Raw genomic sequence first — 16726 nt, forward strand, 5'->3', positions numbered from 1 at the left:
TATTTATTTAGTTTTTAATTGTGGTGTTGGTTACTCTTCTGTCTATCTCAATCGATATTTACTTAGACTGAAATTTATCGCGGTATTGGGTCGGCGTCATCCCAACTGATTTTCTAAACACTTTTCTAAATGCTTTTGGATCGTTGTAACCTGAATTATAAATTACTTCTGTCATTTGCTGCGCAGTTTGCTCTAAAAGTTTTTTAGCTGCTTCTATACGTGTTTGCTGCAGGTACTCGATAGGGGTAATGCCGATTACCTGTTTAAAGCGGCGCACAATATTTCTCCTGCTTGATGGAATATCTTTGATCATTTCTTCAATAGTAGCCACATCCTGATAATTGCTTTCAATTTTTTCTTGCGCAGAAGCAACAATATCGTCATTGTGGTGACGGATTGGCTGAAAAGTGCTAAAGTATAATTGGTTTACACGGTCCATATCTATAGCGAAAATTTTTGCAACTTTCACCGCCATATCTTTACCGCAATGGATTTGTAAAAGGTGTAACAGTAAATGAAAGGTAGAGGTTGCACCTCCGCTGGTAAATAGTTTGCCATCCTGCGTTACTGTTTTATCGGTCTTTAAATGCACCCTTGGAAAAGCCGTAGAAAAAACTGAGCAGGCATCAACGTGTGTGGTTGCCGCTTTGCCATCCAATAATCCCGACGCAGCCAGTAAAAATGCACCAGTACAAAAAGTTGCGATTTCTGCCCCTGCGTAATGCAGTTTGTTCAACCATGGGATATAACTTTTATTGGCTGAAATACATTCCTTAATATCGTTGGTGGCAAAAGATGGGATCAAAATAAGATCAACATCGTTTGCTTTTTGCAAAGGGATACAGGGATGTTCGCTAAAGTTATAATCTTTATTATCCAGGGTAATTAAACTGATATTAAAAGGCTTTTCAAGTTTATCTTTTGTATAGAAACTATTTACAGTATCAAATACATCTAAAATAGCTGCTACGTTTAATAATCTGAAGTTTTGGGGCATTAAAACACCTACTTGTATCATTTGGTTAAAAATTTAGGTATCGTAAATATATAAAAATTGTCTGAAATGCCCCTTAAGATTGACTTTTACGGCAAGGGTAGGCATCGATATTAAGCCATAACTTTATTCTTATACTAACCACCTGATAAAATAATATGAAAAGTAAACCAACCAGTGGCAGAATGTACGGTATAATTGTATTGTACGAAATGCAAACAGATTTTTTATTGAGGGCTTTAGATGGGATAGACCAAAAAGATGCGCAAAAAAGATTGGATACCAAAGCCAACCACATTGCATGGATTACCGGAAGTATGGTGCAGGGGCGGTATTTTCTGGCTAAATCATTCGATGTTGATCTTCCATCCATCACCGACGAACTTTTTGCCAATAACAAGGGCATTATTGATGATGTAATTTATCCAGCGCTTGCCGATTTTATAAAAGATTGGAAAAACATTTCTCCAAAACTTCAGGAGGCCTTAACCCAGGCTACCGATGAAAAACTGGAAGAAAAACTCAATATACCCGGAATGGAAATTACCCTTTTCGAAATGATCAGTTTCAGCACTTACCGGGATGCGAACTGTATCGGACAAATTGCCCTGTGGCGTAGGTTATTGGGTTATCCAGGAATGAATTATATGTAAATTATGGAAAAAGTAATTAATGAAGCGAATGAAACCTTATTGGCATTGGAAAACGCTTTCTCAAAATTTGATGCCGCATTGGTGAATAAGGTGCCTTTTGAAGGCAGCTGGACCGCAGGGCAATTGGCTGAACACCTGGTTTTGTCGAATTCGGGCTTTCTACAGGTTATCAATGGTCCTGTTATCGAGACAGATAAACCAGCTGATTTAATGGTAGGGGCCATTAAAAAAGATTTTTTGAATTTCGATGTGAAGTACGATTCGCCTAAAGAAATTTACCCTGAAGACAGGAACTATAACCCGGCGGAATTATTGGATAATTTAAAGCAGATCAGGATGGGGATATCAGAAGCGGCGGGAAACTTGGATTTAACTAAAACCTGTAGTTCTTATGAGCTGCCCGGTTATGGTTTTCTTACCCGTTTGGAAGCTGTTTATTTTGTGATATATCATACCCAGCGACATATCCACCAATTAAAAAATATTTACAGTGGCTTAAATCCCAATTGATTTTAACTAAATTTATGAGAAACAACAGGCTTGATTTACTCAATCCATACATTGGTAAATGGAAAACAGAAGGGTTAACCCAATCGGGAGAGGTAATTACCGGAACCGATACTTACGAATGGATTGAGGGTGGTTTCTTTTTAATGCACAAAATAGATGTAACGTTTAATAAGAAAAAGATACAATCTTTAGAAATTATTCATTATGATGATATGGAGGATGTTTTCAGGTCGCAATCTTTCGATAATGCAGGGAAAATTGCCATCTCTACACTTAAAATTTATGATGATATCATTTTAATATTTGCAGATACTGAAAGATTTAAAGGGAATTTTAAGGGCAATACCATCGAAGGGTTATGGGAACAGTTTAATGGTAACTGCTGGGAGCCCTGGATGGATATTAAGTTGACGAAAATAAAACATTAACTGAATTTGTCATGCTGAATACAATGAAGAATCTTGAATAAAGTTGCAAGGAGATCGTTAAATAAGGAAAAGATTCTTCGCTGCGCTCAGAATGACAGTCATAAAATACCCTTCGAGACAGTCTTGAATATCCTTCGACTCTGCTCAGGGTGACAAACCGCACTTTAAATACCTCAATAAACAAACAATTAAACCAACCCGAAAGGGATAAACAACAAAACAATGGCAACACTTAACACGTATTTAAATTTTAACGGAAACACTGAAGAAGCATTCAATTTTTACAAGTCAGTTTTTGGTGGCGAATTTTTGGTAGTGCAGCGCTATAAAGATTCTCCCGGCTGCGAGGGTATGGCCATTGGCGATCAGGAAAAATTGATGCACATTGCTTTACCCATTGGCGGTAATATTTTAATGGGAACCGATATTACTCATCCGATGCCGCCAGCAACATTCGGGACAGGTATTTCACTATCGGTTGACGCGACTAGTGAAGACGAAGCCAAACGTTTATTTGATAACCTTTCTGCAGGCGGTACCGTTACCATGGCCTTAGAAAAAACATTCTGGAATGCACTTTTTGGTATGGCTACCGATAAATTCGGCATCCAATGGATGGTGAATTATGATTATAAGTAGGTGGGAAGTTCAAAGTCCGTAGTCATGAGTCTTAGTCCAAAATTGCCAATAGAATAATGATCAATTACCAATCATTAATGATCAATAACCAATGATTGATCTACCATGAGCTATCAACTATAAATAATTAGAACATTAAGAAGTTAAGGATATTAAGGTTTTAGTAATTATTATAAGTTATGTGGCTATCCACCATGGATTATCTAACTATTAACCAAACAGGCGTTTTAAAGTTCTGCGTTTATTATCAATTAACCAACGGCCAATTGAACTAATCAATCAATTTTATTATTTTTAAAATACAAACTAAAACTTAACCACTATGAAAATTGCAGTAATTGTTGTACGCGTGCTTCTAGCCGCCATGTATCTTTTTGCTTCTGTAAGTTTTTTCCTTCATTTAATGCCTAAGGAGGCACCAGTAATGTCGGCTGCTCAAAACACATTTATGTCGGGTGTAATGGCATCTGTTTATTTAATGCCCTTAATTAAAGTTACAGAGTTGATAGGTGGGATACTTTTGCTTATTAACCGTACAGCACCTTTGGCTGCACTGGTAATTTTTCCGGTTACACTCAATATTTTCCTGTATCATGCATTTTTAGGTCCGAAAGATTTACCTATGGTTGGTGTGATGCTTATATTTAATTTATTCCTTTTTTATGCTTATCGTGCTAAGTACCTGCCAATCCTTTCAAAGTAAATTTTACCATTTATAAAACTTTCTCATACTTTTTCCCTTTATTTAGTGTTTCGATATAAGGTGTAATTCATTATCTTTAAAAACTAACTAGAAATAAAAAATATGAGAAAGCTACCATTTTTAATGCTGCTCTTTATAGCGGTATCATTTTCTGCCTTTGCACAGAACAAAGATGCTATTGTTGGCAAATGGCTTAATCCATCAGGAGAAGGACAGATTGAAATTTATAAAAAAGGCGAAAAGTTTTATGGAAAACTGGCCTGGATAAAAGAGCCTAACATTAACGGAAAACCTAAATTAGATGTTAAAAACCCTGATGAAAAGCTACAGAAACGTGCTTTGTTAAATCTGGAAATACTGAAAGATTTTAAATATGATGATGGGAAATGGACCGATGGAACAATTTACGATCCAAAAAGCGGTAAAACCTATAGTTGCAACATGACTTTAAAAAGTGCTGATGTATTAAATATCCGCGGATATGTAGGTATTTCACTTTTGGGAAGATCAGAAACTTTTAGACGGGTTAAATAACAACAGATGAAGAAAATTTTATGGTGCCTTTTATTGGCACCTTTTTTTTGCGCCGCGCAGTCGTATTCTATTAAACCTTTAAATGAAAGTACTAAAACCAGTTTGCGTGGTTTAAGCGTGGTATCCGATCGGGTTACCTGGGTAAGCGGTAGTAACGGTTCAATCGGTAAAACCATTGATGGCGGCAAAACCTGGACCTGGGTAAAACCCAAAGGTTATGAAAAAATCGATTTCAGGGATATCGAAGCTTTTGATGACAAACAGGCCGTTATTGTTGGGATCGCCTCGCCCGCTTATATCTTAAAAACTACAGATGGGGGTGAAACCTGGACAGAAAATTATAAAAATGCAGATTCGGCTATATTTTTAGATGGCGTTAGTTTCTGGGATAAAAACAGCGGCATCATCTTCGGCGACCCGATTAATGATAAATTACAATTGCTTAAAACCACCAATGCAGGTAAAACCTGGCAGGATATCTCTTCAAATCTGAAAACCAATTTAACCAAAGGCGAAGCCAGTTTTGCTGCCAGTGGCACAACCATAAAAACATTAGCAGGTGGCAAAACCTGGATTGCAACCGGTGGAACAGTATCCAATATTTATTTCTCACCCGATTACGGCCAAACCTGGCAGGTATTTAAATGTCCCATTTTACAGGGCGAAAACAGTACAGGTCCTTTTTCTATAGATTTTTTGAATGAGAAAACAGGTATAACTGTTGGCGGTAACTACTTAAAAGATAAAGAAAATTCGAATAATGTACTTTTAACCCATGATGGTGGCAAAAACTGGCAAAAACCAAATATACCTGTTTGGGGCTTTCGTTCGGCCGTGGCTTATATCACTGCGAAAACATTAGTTGCTACAGGAACATCAGGTACAGATATTTCAACTGATGGTGGCCAAAATTGGAAGCACATTTCTGATAAAAGCTTTAATGCGGTTCAAAAAGCAAAAAAAGGTAGAGTTGTTGTACTTGCAGGAGACAAGGGAGCGATTTATCAATTGAATGCTGATTAATATTTGGAGTCAAATACGTAACAATTCTAACAATTGTCATTCTAACAGTAAAACAATCATATAAATTTGTTTCTTTGTTAGGAAAACTAAAACTTTAATTTAAAATATACACACACTCGCTCAATGGATTTTTTGCACACGATTTTAGGTGATGATATACAGGCCGGATTATTAATTATTTTAAACCTGATTGTGATTGAGAGTTTGCTCTCGGTTGATAATGCTGCGGTTTTGGCAACCATGGTAATGGATCTGCCAAAATCGCAAAGAGAAAAAGCTTTAAAATATGGTATTATCGGTGCTTATGTTTTCAGGGGTATTTGTTTATTTCTTGCAGCATGGCTAGTTAAAATCTGGTGGTTAAAACCGCTTGGTGGTTTATATTTGTTGTATCTGGCTTTCGATTATTTTAGAAAAAAGAACAGTAAAAAGAATGAGGAAGAAGAGGAAGTAGATAAAAGTAAAAGCTGGATTTATAAATCGACTGTTGGCTTAGTGGGTACTTTTTGGGCTACAGTTGCTTTGGTAGAAGTAATGGATTTAGCCTTCTCTATTGATAATGTTTTTGCGGCAGTGGCTTTTACCGATCATATCTGGTTAATCTATATCGGCGTTTTTATCGGAATTTTGGCCATGCGTTTTGTGGCGCAGGCTTTTGTAAAACTGATGGAAAAATTCACCTTTTTAGAAACGGTGGCCTTTATCGTAATTGGTGTTTTGGGTATTAAACTTACCTCTTCATTATTTACGCATTTTTATCCCGAGTCGCCAATTTCTCATGCCATTGAAGGGGAAAAAACGGATCTTTTCGTGTCTGTTTTTACGGTAGCCATTTTCATTATACCTGTATTAACCTCTCTTTTGTTCAACTATCCAAAAAAACACAAAAGCGATATTGTTATTTCGGAAGAAGCCGAAGAAGTATTAGATAAATCTTGATTTTTGAGGGTTATCTGTCATAAATCTTACAATCAACCGCTTCCAATTATACAATCTATTTTGTAATATCAGGATTTATTAAACAGGGTGCAATGGCTTTTTACAAACATTACTCATTCGATCTTTGGTTAACGTTGATTAAATCTAATCCAACTTACAAGCTGGAACGGGGTCAGTATTTTTTTAGAAATTTTAATGGTAAGCATAAAAGCATTGACGAAATTGCCATTACTTTCCGTCAGGTAGATTTAATGGTAAACGCCATTAATGAAAAAGCCGGAAAAAATGTTGATGCTGAAGAAATGTATTTGATGATCATTAGTATGATCAATGATTACGATTTCAACTTTAGTGATGTAGACCTCAAAGTGCTTGATCATGATATGGAGCAGATCGTATTTAACAATATGCCAAACCTTTATTGTGGTGATTGTTTAGATGTACTGGCCAAGATTAAAGAGTCGGGCAAAAGCTCTACCAATATATTAAGTAATACAGGCTTTATTAAAGGTAAAACCTTAAAAAAAGTAATCGAACATTTGGGTATTGGTCAGTTTATCGATTTTCAGCTTTATTCTGACGAAGTGCGCATGTCGAAACCCAGTAGAGGTTTTTTTCAGTTGATGTTAGATCGCATCGACAGAACAAAACACCCCGAATTATTGTTAACAGATGTCATCCACGTTGGAGATAACCCCCATGCCGATGTTCGGGGGGCAGAAGCAATGGGGATCAATAGTATGCTGATCAATTCCAACAATTTATCTATCTCAAACCTACTCTATGATACCGTATAATTTTTCACTTCATAAAATAGACAATACAGTCGATTTTGGCTTTAGTGCCGACGATTATAGTCGCTTTAAGTTTGGTGACGATCTGGTAGCCAGATCGTTCGGGAAAGACCTGGCCGACGGTTTTATCAGGTACTACCTGGCCGATAATCTAATTACCGGTCAGATTGTGGTCATTTCCAGTCCTTACAGCTTTATCCCTACGGCAACTTTTGCCATGAAAAACTATTTCGTTTGCCAGCTTAACCGCTGGCTGGTCGAAAATGGTGGTTTAGCGGTACAGGAAACCAAAGTGCATAGAACCATTACCTATAAAGAAGATTATGGCGAACTAAGTGCTGCAGAAAGACTTTCGCTGATCGGTAACGATTCGTTTCATATTGATAAGGATTTTCTGGTGGGTAAAATACTTTTGTTTCTGGATGATATCAGGATTACCGGAAGCCATGAGCGCATGATCTTAAAAATGGCAAAAGAATATGGCTTAAAGAACGAAATGCACATGCTTTATTTTGCCGAACTCGTTAATAAGAATATCCATCCCAACGTAGAAAACTTCCTGAATTACCATCAGATCAAATCTATTTTTGACCTGGAAGAAATTATCGATGGCGGAAATTTTTGTTTCAATACCCGTATTGTGAAATACATTTTAAATACTACTTCGAGCAGTTTTACCATCTTTTTAGAACGCAGGAGTACTGACTTTATCAATCAGCTTTACGATCTTTCGTTGGGTAACAATTATCATACGATAGAAGCGTATTCGAAAAACTTACATCTTATAAAAGACTATATCAAAAACAACAATTATAAATTAATTTAAATATGGCTATTAATTTGCAAAAGGGGCAGAGAGAAAATATCGATGCGCCTAAATTTACAATAGGTTTAGGTTGGGATACCAACAGCTCTTCAACAGGTTCTGCATTCGATTTAGATGCTTCGATTTTTATATTAAACGATCAGAAAAAACTAATTTCTGACGAAAACTTTGTATTCTATAATAATTTGGTTTCTCCAGATGGGGCAGTCGAACATACCGGCGATAATTTAACCGGCGATGGCGATGGCGACGATGAGCAGATCAAAATTGATTTAACCAAAGCTGATGCTAAAGTAAATGAAATCTGTATCGTGGTAACCATTCATGATGCTGAAAACAGAAGACAGAATTTTGGTCAGGTGAGAAATTCTTTCATCCGTATTTTTGATGCGGTAACCAATGAGGTGGTCTTGAAATATGAATTAGAAGAAGATTTCTCTATTGAAACAGCTGTAGAATTCGGAAGGATTTACAAACGCGAAGGCAAATGGAAATTTGAGGCCGTTGGCGTAGGTATGAAAGGTGGTTTACAAGATTATTTAAACAAATATCAATAATATTATGGCAATCAATCTTCAAAAAGGACAGCGCATCAGTCTTGAAAAAAGCAATGGCAGCAAACTTCAGAATGTTTGTGTAGGCATTAACTGGGGTGCAATTGAAAAGAAAGGCTTATTCGGCTTCGGATCATCAAAAGAAGCAGTAGATTTAGATGGAAGCTGCGCATTATACAATGAAAACAAGCAACTTTTAGAGGTAGTTTATTTCGGTAACCTTAAATCTAAAAATGGGTCTGTAAAACATAGTGGTGACGATTTAACCGGTGATATGGGTGGTGATGATGGTTTAGATAACGAGATCATCACACTTGATTTTTCACAATTGGATGCTAATGTAAACTATGTTGCCTTTGTATTGAACAGTTTTAGAGGTCACGATTTTGGTACGATTCCTTTTGCTTCGATTCGCATTTATGAAGGAACCACTAAACGCGTAAATGAGGTTTTTGCTAAGTATGATATTGCCAACGGATCTAATTTTGCAGGTCACGTATCAATGGTAATGGGTGTTTTCTATAAGAAAAACGGCGAATGGAAATTTAATGCGATTGGCGAACCAACCAAAGACAGGAAACTGGAAGATACCGTAAAAACTGTAACCCAAAATTATTTATAAGCTGCAAAGCCGATCATATAATCAACTATGGAAAACAACCCAAATCTTCCCCAGGTTCTTACACCGGTTAAGCTGGATAAGGACGGCAATGTTGACCTCGAAAAAATAACGAACGAGGAAACAGCTAAATACCAGGAAATTGGAAAATCGCTCGAACCATCAGACGTAAATTCTATCCTGAATTACGGAAGCGATGCCCAAAACTCAATGGAGAAATACAGTAACGAGTTTTTATCGTCTGTACGTACCTACAATAGTGGCGAAGTTGGTGGTTTAATTAACGAACTGCTAACCGAACTTAATTACATCGATGTTTCTGAATTGGAACAGAGTGGTTTTAAGAGTTTTATCTCTAAAATCCCGTTTTTAAAGAGTTTAGTGGTTGATGTGAAGAAACTTTTTCAGAAGTATGATGTGGTGGTGAATAATATCGATAAAATCACCAACAAAATTAAAGCTGGAAGGTTAAACTCAATTAAAGACAACAGTTCGCTGCAAACCATGTTCGATAGCAATGTTGGTTATATCCACCAGATGGAAGAACTGATTATTGCTGGTCAACTGAAATACAACGAACTGAATATCAAACTGGCCGAAATGGAAGGCAGGCCTGCCGATTACCAGGATTATGAAATTGCCGATTTAAGGGATTTCGTCAGCCGTTTAGATAAGAGACTGGCAGATATGAAGATTGTACGTTTCATTATGTTACAATCTTTAGCACAGATCCGTGTAGTACAGAACAACAATACTTCAATTGCAGAAAAGGCACAATCGATAGTTTCTACAACGATTCCGGTTTGGAAAAACCAGTTGACCATTGCGGTTGCTTTACAAAGGCAAAAAGCCAATGTAGAGATGCAAAAGAAAATTTCAGATACGACCAATACCATTTTGCAGAAAAACGCGGAAATGTTGAAACAGAACAGTATTGATGTAGCTAAAGAAAATGAAAAAACTGTGGTATCTTTGGAAACCCTAAAACGCACCACATCATCATTGATTGAAACGCTTAACGAGGTGAAACAGATTCATGAGGCTGGTGCACAAAGCAGACGTGTGTTAGATGGCGAACTTAAAACTCTGGAAGCAGAGTTGAAAAAGAACGTTACGAGGGTGAATTAAATTAATCTATGGATGAATACCGTTTAAATATTATCAAAAAATCAAGCGCAGAGATCAACCGTTTACAGTTGCTCTCTGTGTTTTTTGATGATGAAGTGATTTATAAAATTTACTTACGGAGCCAGGTTATTCATCAGCTTTTTGCCAATAATGAAGAACTGGAGATCGAAAAGCTCGATCTTTTTCATCTTCAGTTTACCGATAGCGTGATCGAACTGCTCAGAAAGATTAAAAAGAGCAATGAGAAAAATGTGTCGCTCATTTACGATGAGATCGACCTCAATGAAGAACTGATAGACCGTATGGCGGGAACGCTGGTTGATCAGAAAAGTTTCCAGCAGGATAGACAGAAGCAATCGCTAAAAGTGAACCTGTCGCTTCGTAAACTGTTCAGTGTGCTGTCTGATCTGAGTACTGATTTTCCTTTTTCTAAAAACATCAACGTTTTCAGTTCTAAATACGCCAACGATTTTTATTTCGATCTTACCACTGATCAGTTTGCACAACTGATTAATTTTCAGGATAAACAGGTATATACCAATGTGCACGCCACTATTGAGAAGAAATTGATGGGGAAACTGTGTAAATATGATTTCCGGACAGAATTTTATATTGGCCTAAAATCTGGTGAGCAGGTAATTGAGGTTTATAAATTTTTGGAAACCGATCATTATTATCTGTTTTTTCCAGGTAGAAACCTGTTTTTGTTCTGCGATTTAGCGGTTTTGAAGGATCTGGATACTTCGACCAATCTTTCCGAAAAGCAGAGGATTATGCAGGAGCTTCAATACAAAAACGATAAGCTGAAAAGTAATGCAGCGGTGTTAAAAACTGCCATCCCGCACGAGGTAATTGATTTACTGGAAGATAGTTATCATAAAATATCAGATATCAATTTCCTGAATCACCTCAATAATTTTGATGTGCAATCGAATATTTTGAAAACCATGTTAAATACGGACTTATTTTAGGGTTGATTGGGAGGTTTCCTCTACTACCAGCGTGATCGTCACCCTGAATTCATTTCAAGGTCTATCATACTAATTCAAGAGATAAAAAATCAGAATAACCTACTTGTTTTTTGAAGCGCAAAACCTGTGATTCTTGGTAAAATACTGTCCCGCTTTTACTTCAAGTCCTCTCCCGATGAAAAATCGGGATCCGGGCTTTTCGTTCAATCGGGGCTATGAATGGTTGGTCCTGCAATAAGCATTAAGGTACTAAAGAAGTCAAGTTTTTAAAACTTGACTTCTTTTTCTGCAATGAAAAATTACCTCGTTAACACTGCCAATTTCTGCTTAAACAGATCAATGGTTCTGCTCCAGGCAAGTTTTGAGGCAGCTTCGTTGTACCGGGTAGGAGAGGTATTGTTGTTGAACGCGTGGTTTACCCCATCGTAAATGTAAATTTTGTAATCAATCTTATTGTCTTTTAAAGCCTGTTCATAAGCTGGAATACCAGCGTTAATCCGCTCATCTAAACCACCATAATGCAGTATTACGCTGGCTTTAATTTTAGGTACATCGGAAGCATCTGGCTGCGCACCATAATAAGCAACAGCTGCCTGTAACTTCGGATCGTTAACGGCCAGTTTATTCGCCATACCACCGCCCCAACAAAAACCAACGCAGCCTACTTTGCCATTCCCATCTTTACGGTTACGCAAATAATCCAATCCTTTTAAATAATTCTGCAGGTTTTTCTCAGGATCCAACTTGCCGATCAGTTCACGTCCTTTATCTTCGTCGGCAGGTGTTCCACCCAGAGGAGAAAGTGCATCAACACCCATTGCAATAAAACCTTCGGCAGCTACACGTTTGGTTACATCAATAATATGTGGATTTAAACCTCTGTTTTCATGGATAACCAATATACTGCCCAAATTCTTTTTGCCTTTAGGTTTTGCCAGCACCGCTTTTATTTCGCCATCAACGCCCGGGTAGGTAATGTTTTCAACCTCAATATCATTACTGCTAAAATCGGCCGCTGCCGCATAATTATTTTCGAGCATAGGCAAAATGGTCATGGCTAATGCCGTGCTGCCAGCCAGTACAGCCAGCTTTTTCATAAAATCTTTTCTAGCGATCTGACTATGGGTGTACTCATCGTACAGGTTGATTATTTTCTGATCCATCTTATTGATTTTGAATTATCTTACAAGATAAAAAAGACGGATGAGATTTAGCTACGCCTTGCCTAAAAGTTACAATACAATTCTACCCATTTTTTAATCAATCCAACCCGGTGTTTGGTATATCGTGGCGTTAAAAAAACGTTCGACCAATCATCATAATTATCGTAAAAGAATTTGAGGAAAAAAATATGGAAGGTGATCCCCAGATAAGGAATGGCCTTTACTTCCTCATCGGTTAATGGTCTTACTTCCTGATAAGCCTTTAAAAAAGTGCCAAAATCTTTTTCAGCCTGTGCTTTAGTAATCAGGTTATTGAGCTGGTGGAAGAAATAATGATTCAAAAAGGTCATTAAATCATTAATCAGGTAACCTTCACCAGCAAAATCGAAATCGAAAAAAGTAATTTTTCCCTTTTCATCAAAGTGGAAGTTTTTAGGAAGGAAATCGTAATGACAATAGCCATAACTGAACGTTGAAGTATCAAATTCTTCAAACTTTTTAGCTACTTTGTCGGCAATGTTGGTCAGGTATTCAAATTCCTCCTGCATTTCAGTAAAATGTGGTTTTAAATCTCGCAAAGGCTCAATTAAGGTGGTTTCGAAGTTGAATATTGGTCTGGGATGGTTCAGTTTTATTGATGAGGCAGTTTGGTGCAATTTGGCCATATCATATCCCAACTGGATAAGCTGCTCATCCTCAAGGTCTAAAATTACTTTCCCTTCGGCGTAAGAAAACAATATGCCATTTCTTAAACCTTCAATGGCATTAAACTGTTGGATCTGCTTTCCTTCCACATTAGCTATGGGGTAAGAAACCGAATTTCCATTTGCTTTTAAAATGTTAAGCAATTCTACCTCGCCCTCAATTTCTTTCCTTTTTCGGTGTGCATCGCGGTAAATCTTGAAAATGTATTTCTGGCTGTCATTTTCGAGAATATAAGTGTCGCTTACATTCCTGATTAATAAGCGACAGGTTGTTGATGGATCTAATTGATAAGCTTCAATTAAATGAGTTTTTAAAGCAATAGCTGACAAGGTGGAGTACTGGGCGGGGAAGAAATTCTGCATGTGAATGGTGTTGGGATTTCAAATATAAATTTTCAAAACGACATCTTAACCGTTAAATAAGATTACCTTACCAACCTTAGGCAAGTTGTTTTAAGATTAAACCAATCTGTTGGAAAAAATATTTGATTGCCTGATCGATAGTTTTATTGAAGATAAAGTTGGCATTGCAGACGGATTTTTAAGCGTCTCTCTATCCGATCACCTGAGAGAAAACCTGATTACCCTGTTTGAAAATAAAAAGCTTTTAAATGCAGGGGTGGGGAATGATGTGATTGTTAATCAGGATAAACTGATCAGGAGCGATGTGATCTGCTGGCTGGATAGAAAGCATGATAATCAATATGAAAATGATTTTTTCGATCTGATTGACGGATTTGTGGCTTATCTGAATTGTACCTGTTATACAGGAATCACCGGTTACGAATTTCATTATACGCTATACGAACCGGGTGCTTTTTATAAAAAACATATCGATCAGTTCCAAAACAATGGAAGCAGACAATATTCTATGATTATGTATTTAAATGCCGGTTGGAAAACAGAAGATGGCGGAGAGTTGCGCATTTATCATACTGATGAAGAACAGAATATAGCGCCTAACAGCGGTAAAAGTGTTTTCTTTAAAAGTTCTGATCTGGCACATGAAGTACTCCTCACCAATAAACAGCGGATGAGCATTACGGGTTGGTTAAAGATTGGTTAACGGCTAATCTTCAATGTTGAGGAGCTGTTTGATAATACTCTTAAAATTTTTACCAATGGGCACCTCCTGACCATTTTTAAGCACAATGGTATTGCCCTCAAGATAATCGACATGTCTTTTGTTCAGGAGAAAAGATTTATGAATGCGGATAAAACCGGATGGCAGCTGTTCTTCGAAACTAGCCAGGGTTCTTGGGGTAAGCAAAAAATTATGGTCTTTCCAAACCTTTACATAATTTCCAAGGCTTTCTAAAAACTGTATTTCTTCCGTTTTAATCAGGATATGCTTTTTATCTACTTTGAGTGAAATCTGAGCTTCGTTTTTGGGAATTGTTTTTTCTGTATCGGCAATCTCTAAATTTTGTTTTTTGAGTTGGAAAAGTTCAAGGGCACGGTTCACGGCTTTAAGAAAACGATCGAGTCTGAAGGGTTTTAAAAGGTAATCGCAAACGGCAAGATCGAAACTCTCTAAGGCATATTCTTCGTAAGCAGAAGTAATAATAACCAGGGGTTTATGCTGTAAGGTCCTTAAAAAATCCATGCCATTTAACTTTGGCATCCTGATATCCAGAAAAATTAGATCCACCTGTTGTTTGTTCAAAAAATCCAACGCTTCTGTAGCGCGGTAACAATGTCCGGCAATGGTAATAAAGGGAATATCTTTTGCATATTCGGTGATTACGCCATGGGCAAGCGGTTCGTCATCTACAATTAAGCAACGTAAGCTCATGTTAGCTGGAGTTTAAGTTCTGCCTTAAAGATATTACCAATTGTGGTAATATGCAATGTGTAACGGTTCGGGTAGAGCAATTCGAGCCTTTTTTTAAGGTTATCTATACCAATTCCTTTGCTTTCTCGTATTCCTTCAGAATCTAAAGAGTTTTCGCAGGTAAAACTGAGTAAATTATCGGTCGTAATTAATGAAAGCTTTAGCGTAGCGGCATCTTCTGCAGGTTCTATGCCATGTTTAAAGGCATTTTCGATAAAAACGATGAGCAGTAGCGGGGCGATATCGATCTGATCATTTCCGACTTGTTTATCAAACTCAAAATGCAATGTTTTCCGTAAACGGATCTGTTGTAATTGGATGTAATCTTCAATGTAATCCAGTTCCTGTGAAAGTTTAACTGTTTTTTCCTGCCCTTTGTAAATCGTATAACGCATCAGTTCTGATAATTGCAATATACTCTCTGGTGTTTTATCCGATTTCTGCAAGCTTAATGCATAAAGGTTATTAAGGGTATTAAAAAAGAAATGCGGATTGAGCTGTTGTTTTAATAAATCGAGTTCATTTTGTGATTTTTCTTTTTCCAGTGCTAAAATTTTATTGTTCTGCTTTCCCCATTGCAAAGCCAAAACCACAGGCAAACTGATTAGCATAATGGCAAAGGCCCCAAAAGCATTTTCAAACTCGAAAGGATTGGCTACAAATATGCTCCGGCCAAATACCGTATTAATGGGGAGTGAAATTAATATTTGCGCCAATAACGGATAAAGCAGCGCAACAATAGCCGAAAGTGTTAACAGATACATCAATAGTCCTTTTTCTTTTAAGATTTTAGAAACCAAAAACCGGCTGTTGATGAAGAAAAGGAGGTATCCACACAAGTACATGATCAGAAATTGCGAAAAGAAAGCCAGGAAAGTTCCGAAATTGTGCAACAGCATTTTAATATCAAACTCAAAACCCACCAGGCGGAAGCCTTTTCTTTGATAAATCGGATTCTCCAGGCTCGAAACCGCCATCACCGAAATAGTCGCGGCCAATAATATAATGGTAATAAGTACCGCATTCTCCAGGCCGATTTTCTTGATCCATTTAATATGCTGCACCTTTTTCTGGTAATATTGATTGGCAATCAACATTATTTCGAGGGTTATTGCTGCCAAAGCTGTTGAAATAAAAACAGTATGGTCAAGCTTCGCAATTTGCAGGTAAAATGCAACGTCAGTAAAAAGCGGAAGCAGGATGAAGAAGCAAGTACACCATTGGGCAATGTATCGATTTCGAGTGAGTATGTTTTTTAGTCTGACTTTAAGAAAAGAAAAAACAAGTACAGGGAGCAAACAAAAACCCAAAGCCAAAATGCAGCTGGCATAGTTAAGCCAAATTTTGCTGGTTAAGTTGTAAGTATTAAATATTGCTATCCACAACAAAAGGCCAAGAAATATGAAAAAGTCTTGGTACTTATAATTGTAGCTGAAATTTTTTGTACTGGGCATTTTGTTAAATAGGATAATATTATTTAAAAGATGTCATCCTGAGCGGAGCCGAAGGACAATCTTTTTTAATTGATTTAATTGTGTGGGGCTTCGACTCTGCTCAGCCTGACAATATCATCGTGACTAGTCTTTTTAAACAACTTTTAAAGTTATAAAAGTTCGAAGTCCACGAAAAATTTAAATGATGAAAGGTCCATTTTTCATGATGAAAGGAATATCAGGTTATTTTTTTCTTTTTATCATCATTTTAGCTTCG

Annotated in this window: 20 protein-coding genes; 15 read left to right on the plus strand and 5 right to left on the minus strand. The window is 37.1% G+C overall.

What is annotated here, in order from left to right; all coding sequences use genetic code 11:
* Positions 1–58: 58 nt before the first annotated feature.
* Positions 59–1018, minus strand: a complete 960-nt coding sequence (locus FFJ24_RS04995) for a GlxA family transcriptional regulator (RefSeq protein ID WP_138823120.1) — start codon at positions 1016–1018, stop codon at positions 59–61.
* 134 nt (positions 1019–1152) lie between these two features.
* Between FFJ24_RS04995 and FFJ24_RS05000 the strand changes: the two genes are divergently transcribed.
* The 14 genes from FFJ24_RS05000 to FFJ24_RS05065 all read left to right on the plus strand — a co-directional run bounded on the left by FFJ24_RS05000 (position 1153) and on the right by FFJ24_RS05065 (position 11315).
* A complete protein-coding gene (locus FFJ24_RS05000; protein WP_138823122.1) occupies positions 1153–1647 on the plus strand; it encodes a DinB family protein in 495 nt (164 codons plus the stop codon).
* Between the two features lie 3 nt (positions 1648–1650).
* Positions 1651–2157: a DinB family protein gene (locus FFJ24_RS05005; protein ID WP_138823124.1), complete on the plus strand. Its 507-nt coding sequence runs from the start codon at positions 1651–1653 to the stop codon at positions 2155–2157.
* A 14-nt stretch (positions 2158–2171) separates the two neighbouring features.
* Positions 2172–2585 carry a DUF1579 domain-containing protein gene (locus FFJ24_RS05010; protein ID WP_138823126.1) on the plus strand — a complete coding sequence of 138 codons (414 nt, stop codon included), beginning with the start codon at positions 2172–2174 and terminating at the stop codon, positions 2583–2585.
* Between the two features lie 222 nt (positions 2586–2807).
* A complete protein-coding gene (locus FFJ24_RS05015) occupies positions 2808–3224 on the plus strand; it encodes a VOC family protein (RefSeq protein WP_138823128.1) in 417 nt (138 codons plus the stop codon).
* Between the two features lie 322 nt (positions 3225–3546).
* Positions 3547–3927, plus strand: coding sequence for a DoxX family membrane protein (locus tag FFJ24_RS05020; protein WP_138823130.1), 381 nt, complete (start codon positions 3547–3549; stop codon positions 3925–3927).
* Positions 3928–4029: 102 nt separating this feature from the next.
* On the plus strand, positions 4030–4461 hold the full coding sequence (locus FFJ24_RS05025; protein WP_138823132.1) for a DUF2147 domain-containing protein: 432 nt from the start codon (positions 4030–4032) through the stop codon (positions 4459–4461).
* A 6-nt stretch (positions 4462–4467) separates the two neighbouring features.
* Positions 4468–5484, plus strand: coding sequence for a YCF48-related protein (locus FFJ24_RS05030; RefSeq protein WP_168202389.1), 1017 nt, complete (start codon positions 4468–4470; stop codon positions 5482–5484).
* Positions 5485–5607: 123 nt separating this feature from the next.
* Positions 5608–6423 carry a DUF475 domain-containing protein gene (locus FFJ24_RS05035; protein ID WP_138823133.1) on the plus strand — a complete coding sequence of 272 codons (816 nt, stop codon included), beginning with the start codon at positions 5608–5610 and terminating at the stop codon, positions 6421–6423.
* Positions 6424–6515: 92 nt separating this feature from the next.
* Positions 6516–7220 (plus strand): HAD family hydrolase, encoded by a 705-nt coding sequence (locus FFJ24_RS05040; RefSeq protein WP_138823135.1) that lies wholly within the window; start codon positions 6516–6518, stop codon positions 7218–7220.
* Positions 7207–8043 (plus strand): phosphoribosyltransferase family protein, encoded by an 837-nt coding sequence (locus FFJ24_RS05045; protein WP_138823137.1) that lies wholly within the window; start codon positions 7207–7209, stop codon positions 8041–8043. The genes FFJ24_RS05040 and FFJ24_RS05045 overlap by 14 nt, the downstream gene beginning before the upstream one ends.
* A gap of 2 nt (positions 8044–8045) precedes the next feature.
* Positions 8046–8600 (plus strand): TerD family protein, encoded by a 555-nt coding sequence (locus FFJ24_RS05050; protein WP_138823139.1) that lies wholly within the window; start codon positions 8046–8048, stop codon positions 8598–8600.
* 4 nt (positions 8601–8604) lie between these two features.
* Positions 8605–9219, plus strand: coding sequence for a TerD family protein (locus FFJ24_RS05055; protein ID WP_138823141.1), 615 nt, complete (start codon positions 8605–8607; stop codon positions 9217–9219).
* A 27-nt stretch (positions 9220–9246) separates the two neighbouring features.
* The gene (locus FFJ24_RS05060) at positions 9247–10344 is read left to right on the plus strand and encodes a toxic anion resistance protein (RefSeq protein ID WP_138823143.1); all 1098 of its coding nucleotides are present in this window, start codon (positions 9247–9249) and stop codon (positions 10342–10344) included.
* An 8-nt stretch (positions 10345–10352) separates the two neighbouring features.
* A complete protein-coding gene (locus tag FFJ24_RS05065; protein WP_138823145.1) occupies positions 10353–11315 on the plus strand; it encodes a hypothetical protein in 963 nt (320 codons plus the stop codon).
* A gap of 299 nt (positions 11316–11614) precedes the next feature.
* Here the strand turns inward: FFJ24_RS05065 and FFJ24_RS05070 are convergent, their stop codons facing one another.
* Together FFJ24_RS05070 and FFJ24_RS05075 are read right to left on the minus strand one after the other, a co-directional pair.
* Entirely contained in the window at positions 11615–12478 is an 864-nt protein-coding gene (locus tag FFJ24_RS05070) for a dienelactone hydrolase family protein (RefSeq protein WP_138823147.1), read from the minus strand.
* A 62-nt stretch (positions 12479–12540) separates the two neighbouring features.
* Positions 12541–13545 carry a phosphotransferase enzyme family protein gene (locus tag FFJ24_RS05075; RefSeq protein ID WP_138823149.1) on the minus strand — a complete coding sequence of 335 codons (1005 nt, stop codon included), beginning with the start codon at positions 13543–13545 and terminating at the stop codon, positions 12541–12543.
* A gap of 109 nt (positions 13546–13654) precedes the next feature.
* Between FFJ24_RS05075 and FFJ24_RS05080 the strand changes: the two genes are divergently transcribed.
* Positions 13655–14248: a 2OG-Fe(II) oxygenase gene (locus tag FFJ24_RS05080; protein ID WP_138823151.1), complete on the plus strand. Its 594-nt coding sequence runs from the start codon at positions 13655–13657 to the stop codon at positions 14246–14248.
* A gap of 3 nt (positions 14249–14251) precedes the next feature.
* On the opposite strand, the gene FFJ24_RS05085 is transcribed toward FFJ24_RS05080, so the two are convergent.
* On the minus strand, positions 14252–14977 hold the full coding sequence (locus FFJ24_RS05085) for a LytTR family DNA-binding domain-containing protein (protein WP_138823153.1): 726 nt from the start codon (positions 14975–14977) through the stop codon (positions 14252–14254).
* Complete coding sequence (locus FFJ24_RS05090; RefSeq protein WP_168202390.1) at positions 14974–16137, minus strand: sensor histidine kinase; 1164 nt, start codon at positions 16135–16137, stop codon at positions 14974–14976. Before FFJ24_RS05090 ends, FFJ24_RS05085 begins: the two co-directional genes overlap by 4 nt.
* Between the last annotated feature and the right edge of the window lie 589 nt (positions 16138–16726).

The sequence above is a fragment of the Pedobacter sp. KBS0701 genome (assembly GCF_005938645.2).
Lineage (GTDB): Bacteria > Bacteroidota > Bacteroidia > Sphingobacteriales > Sphingobacteriaceae > Pedobacter.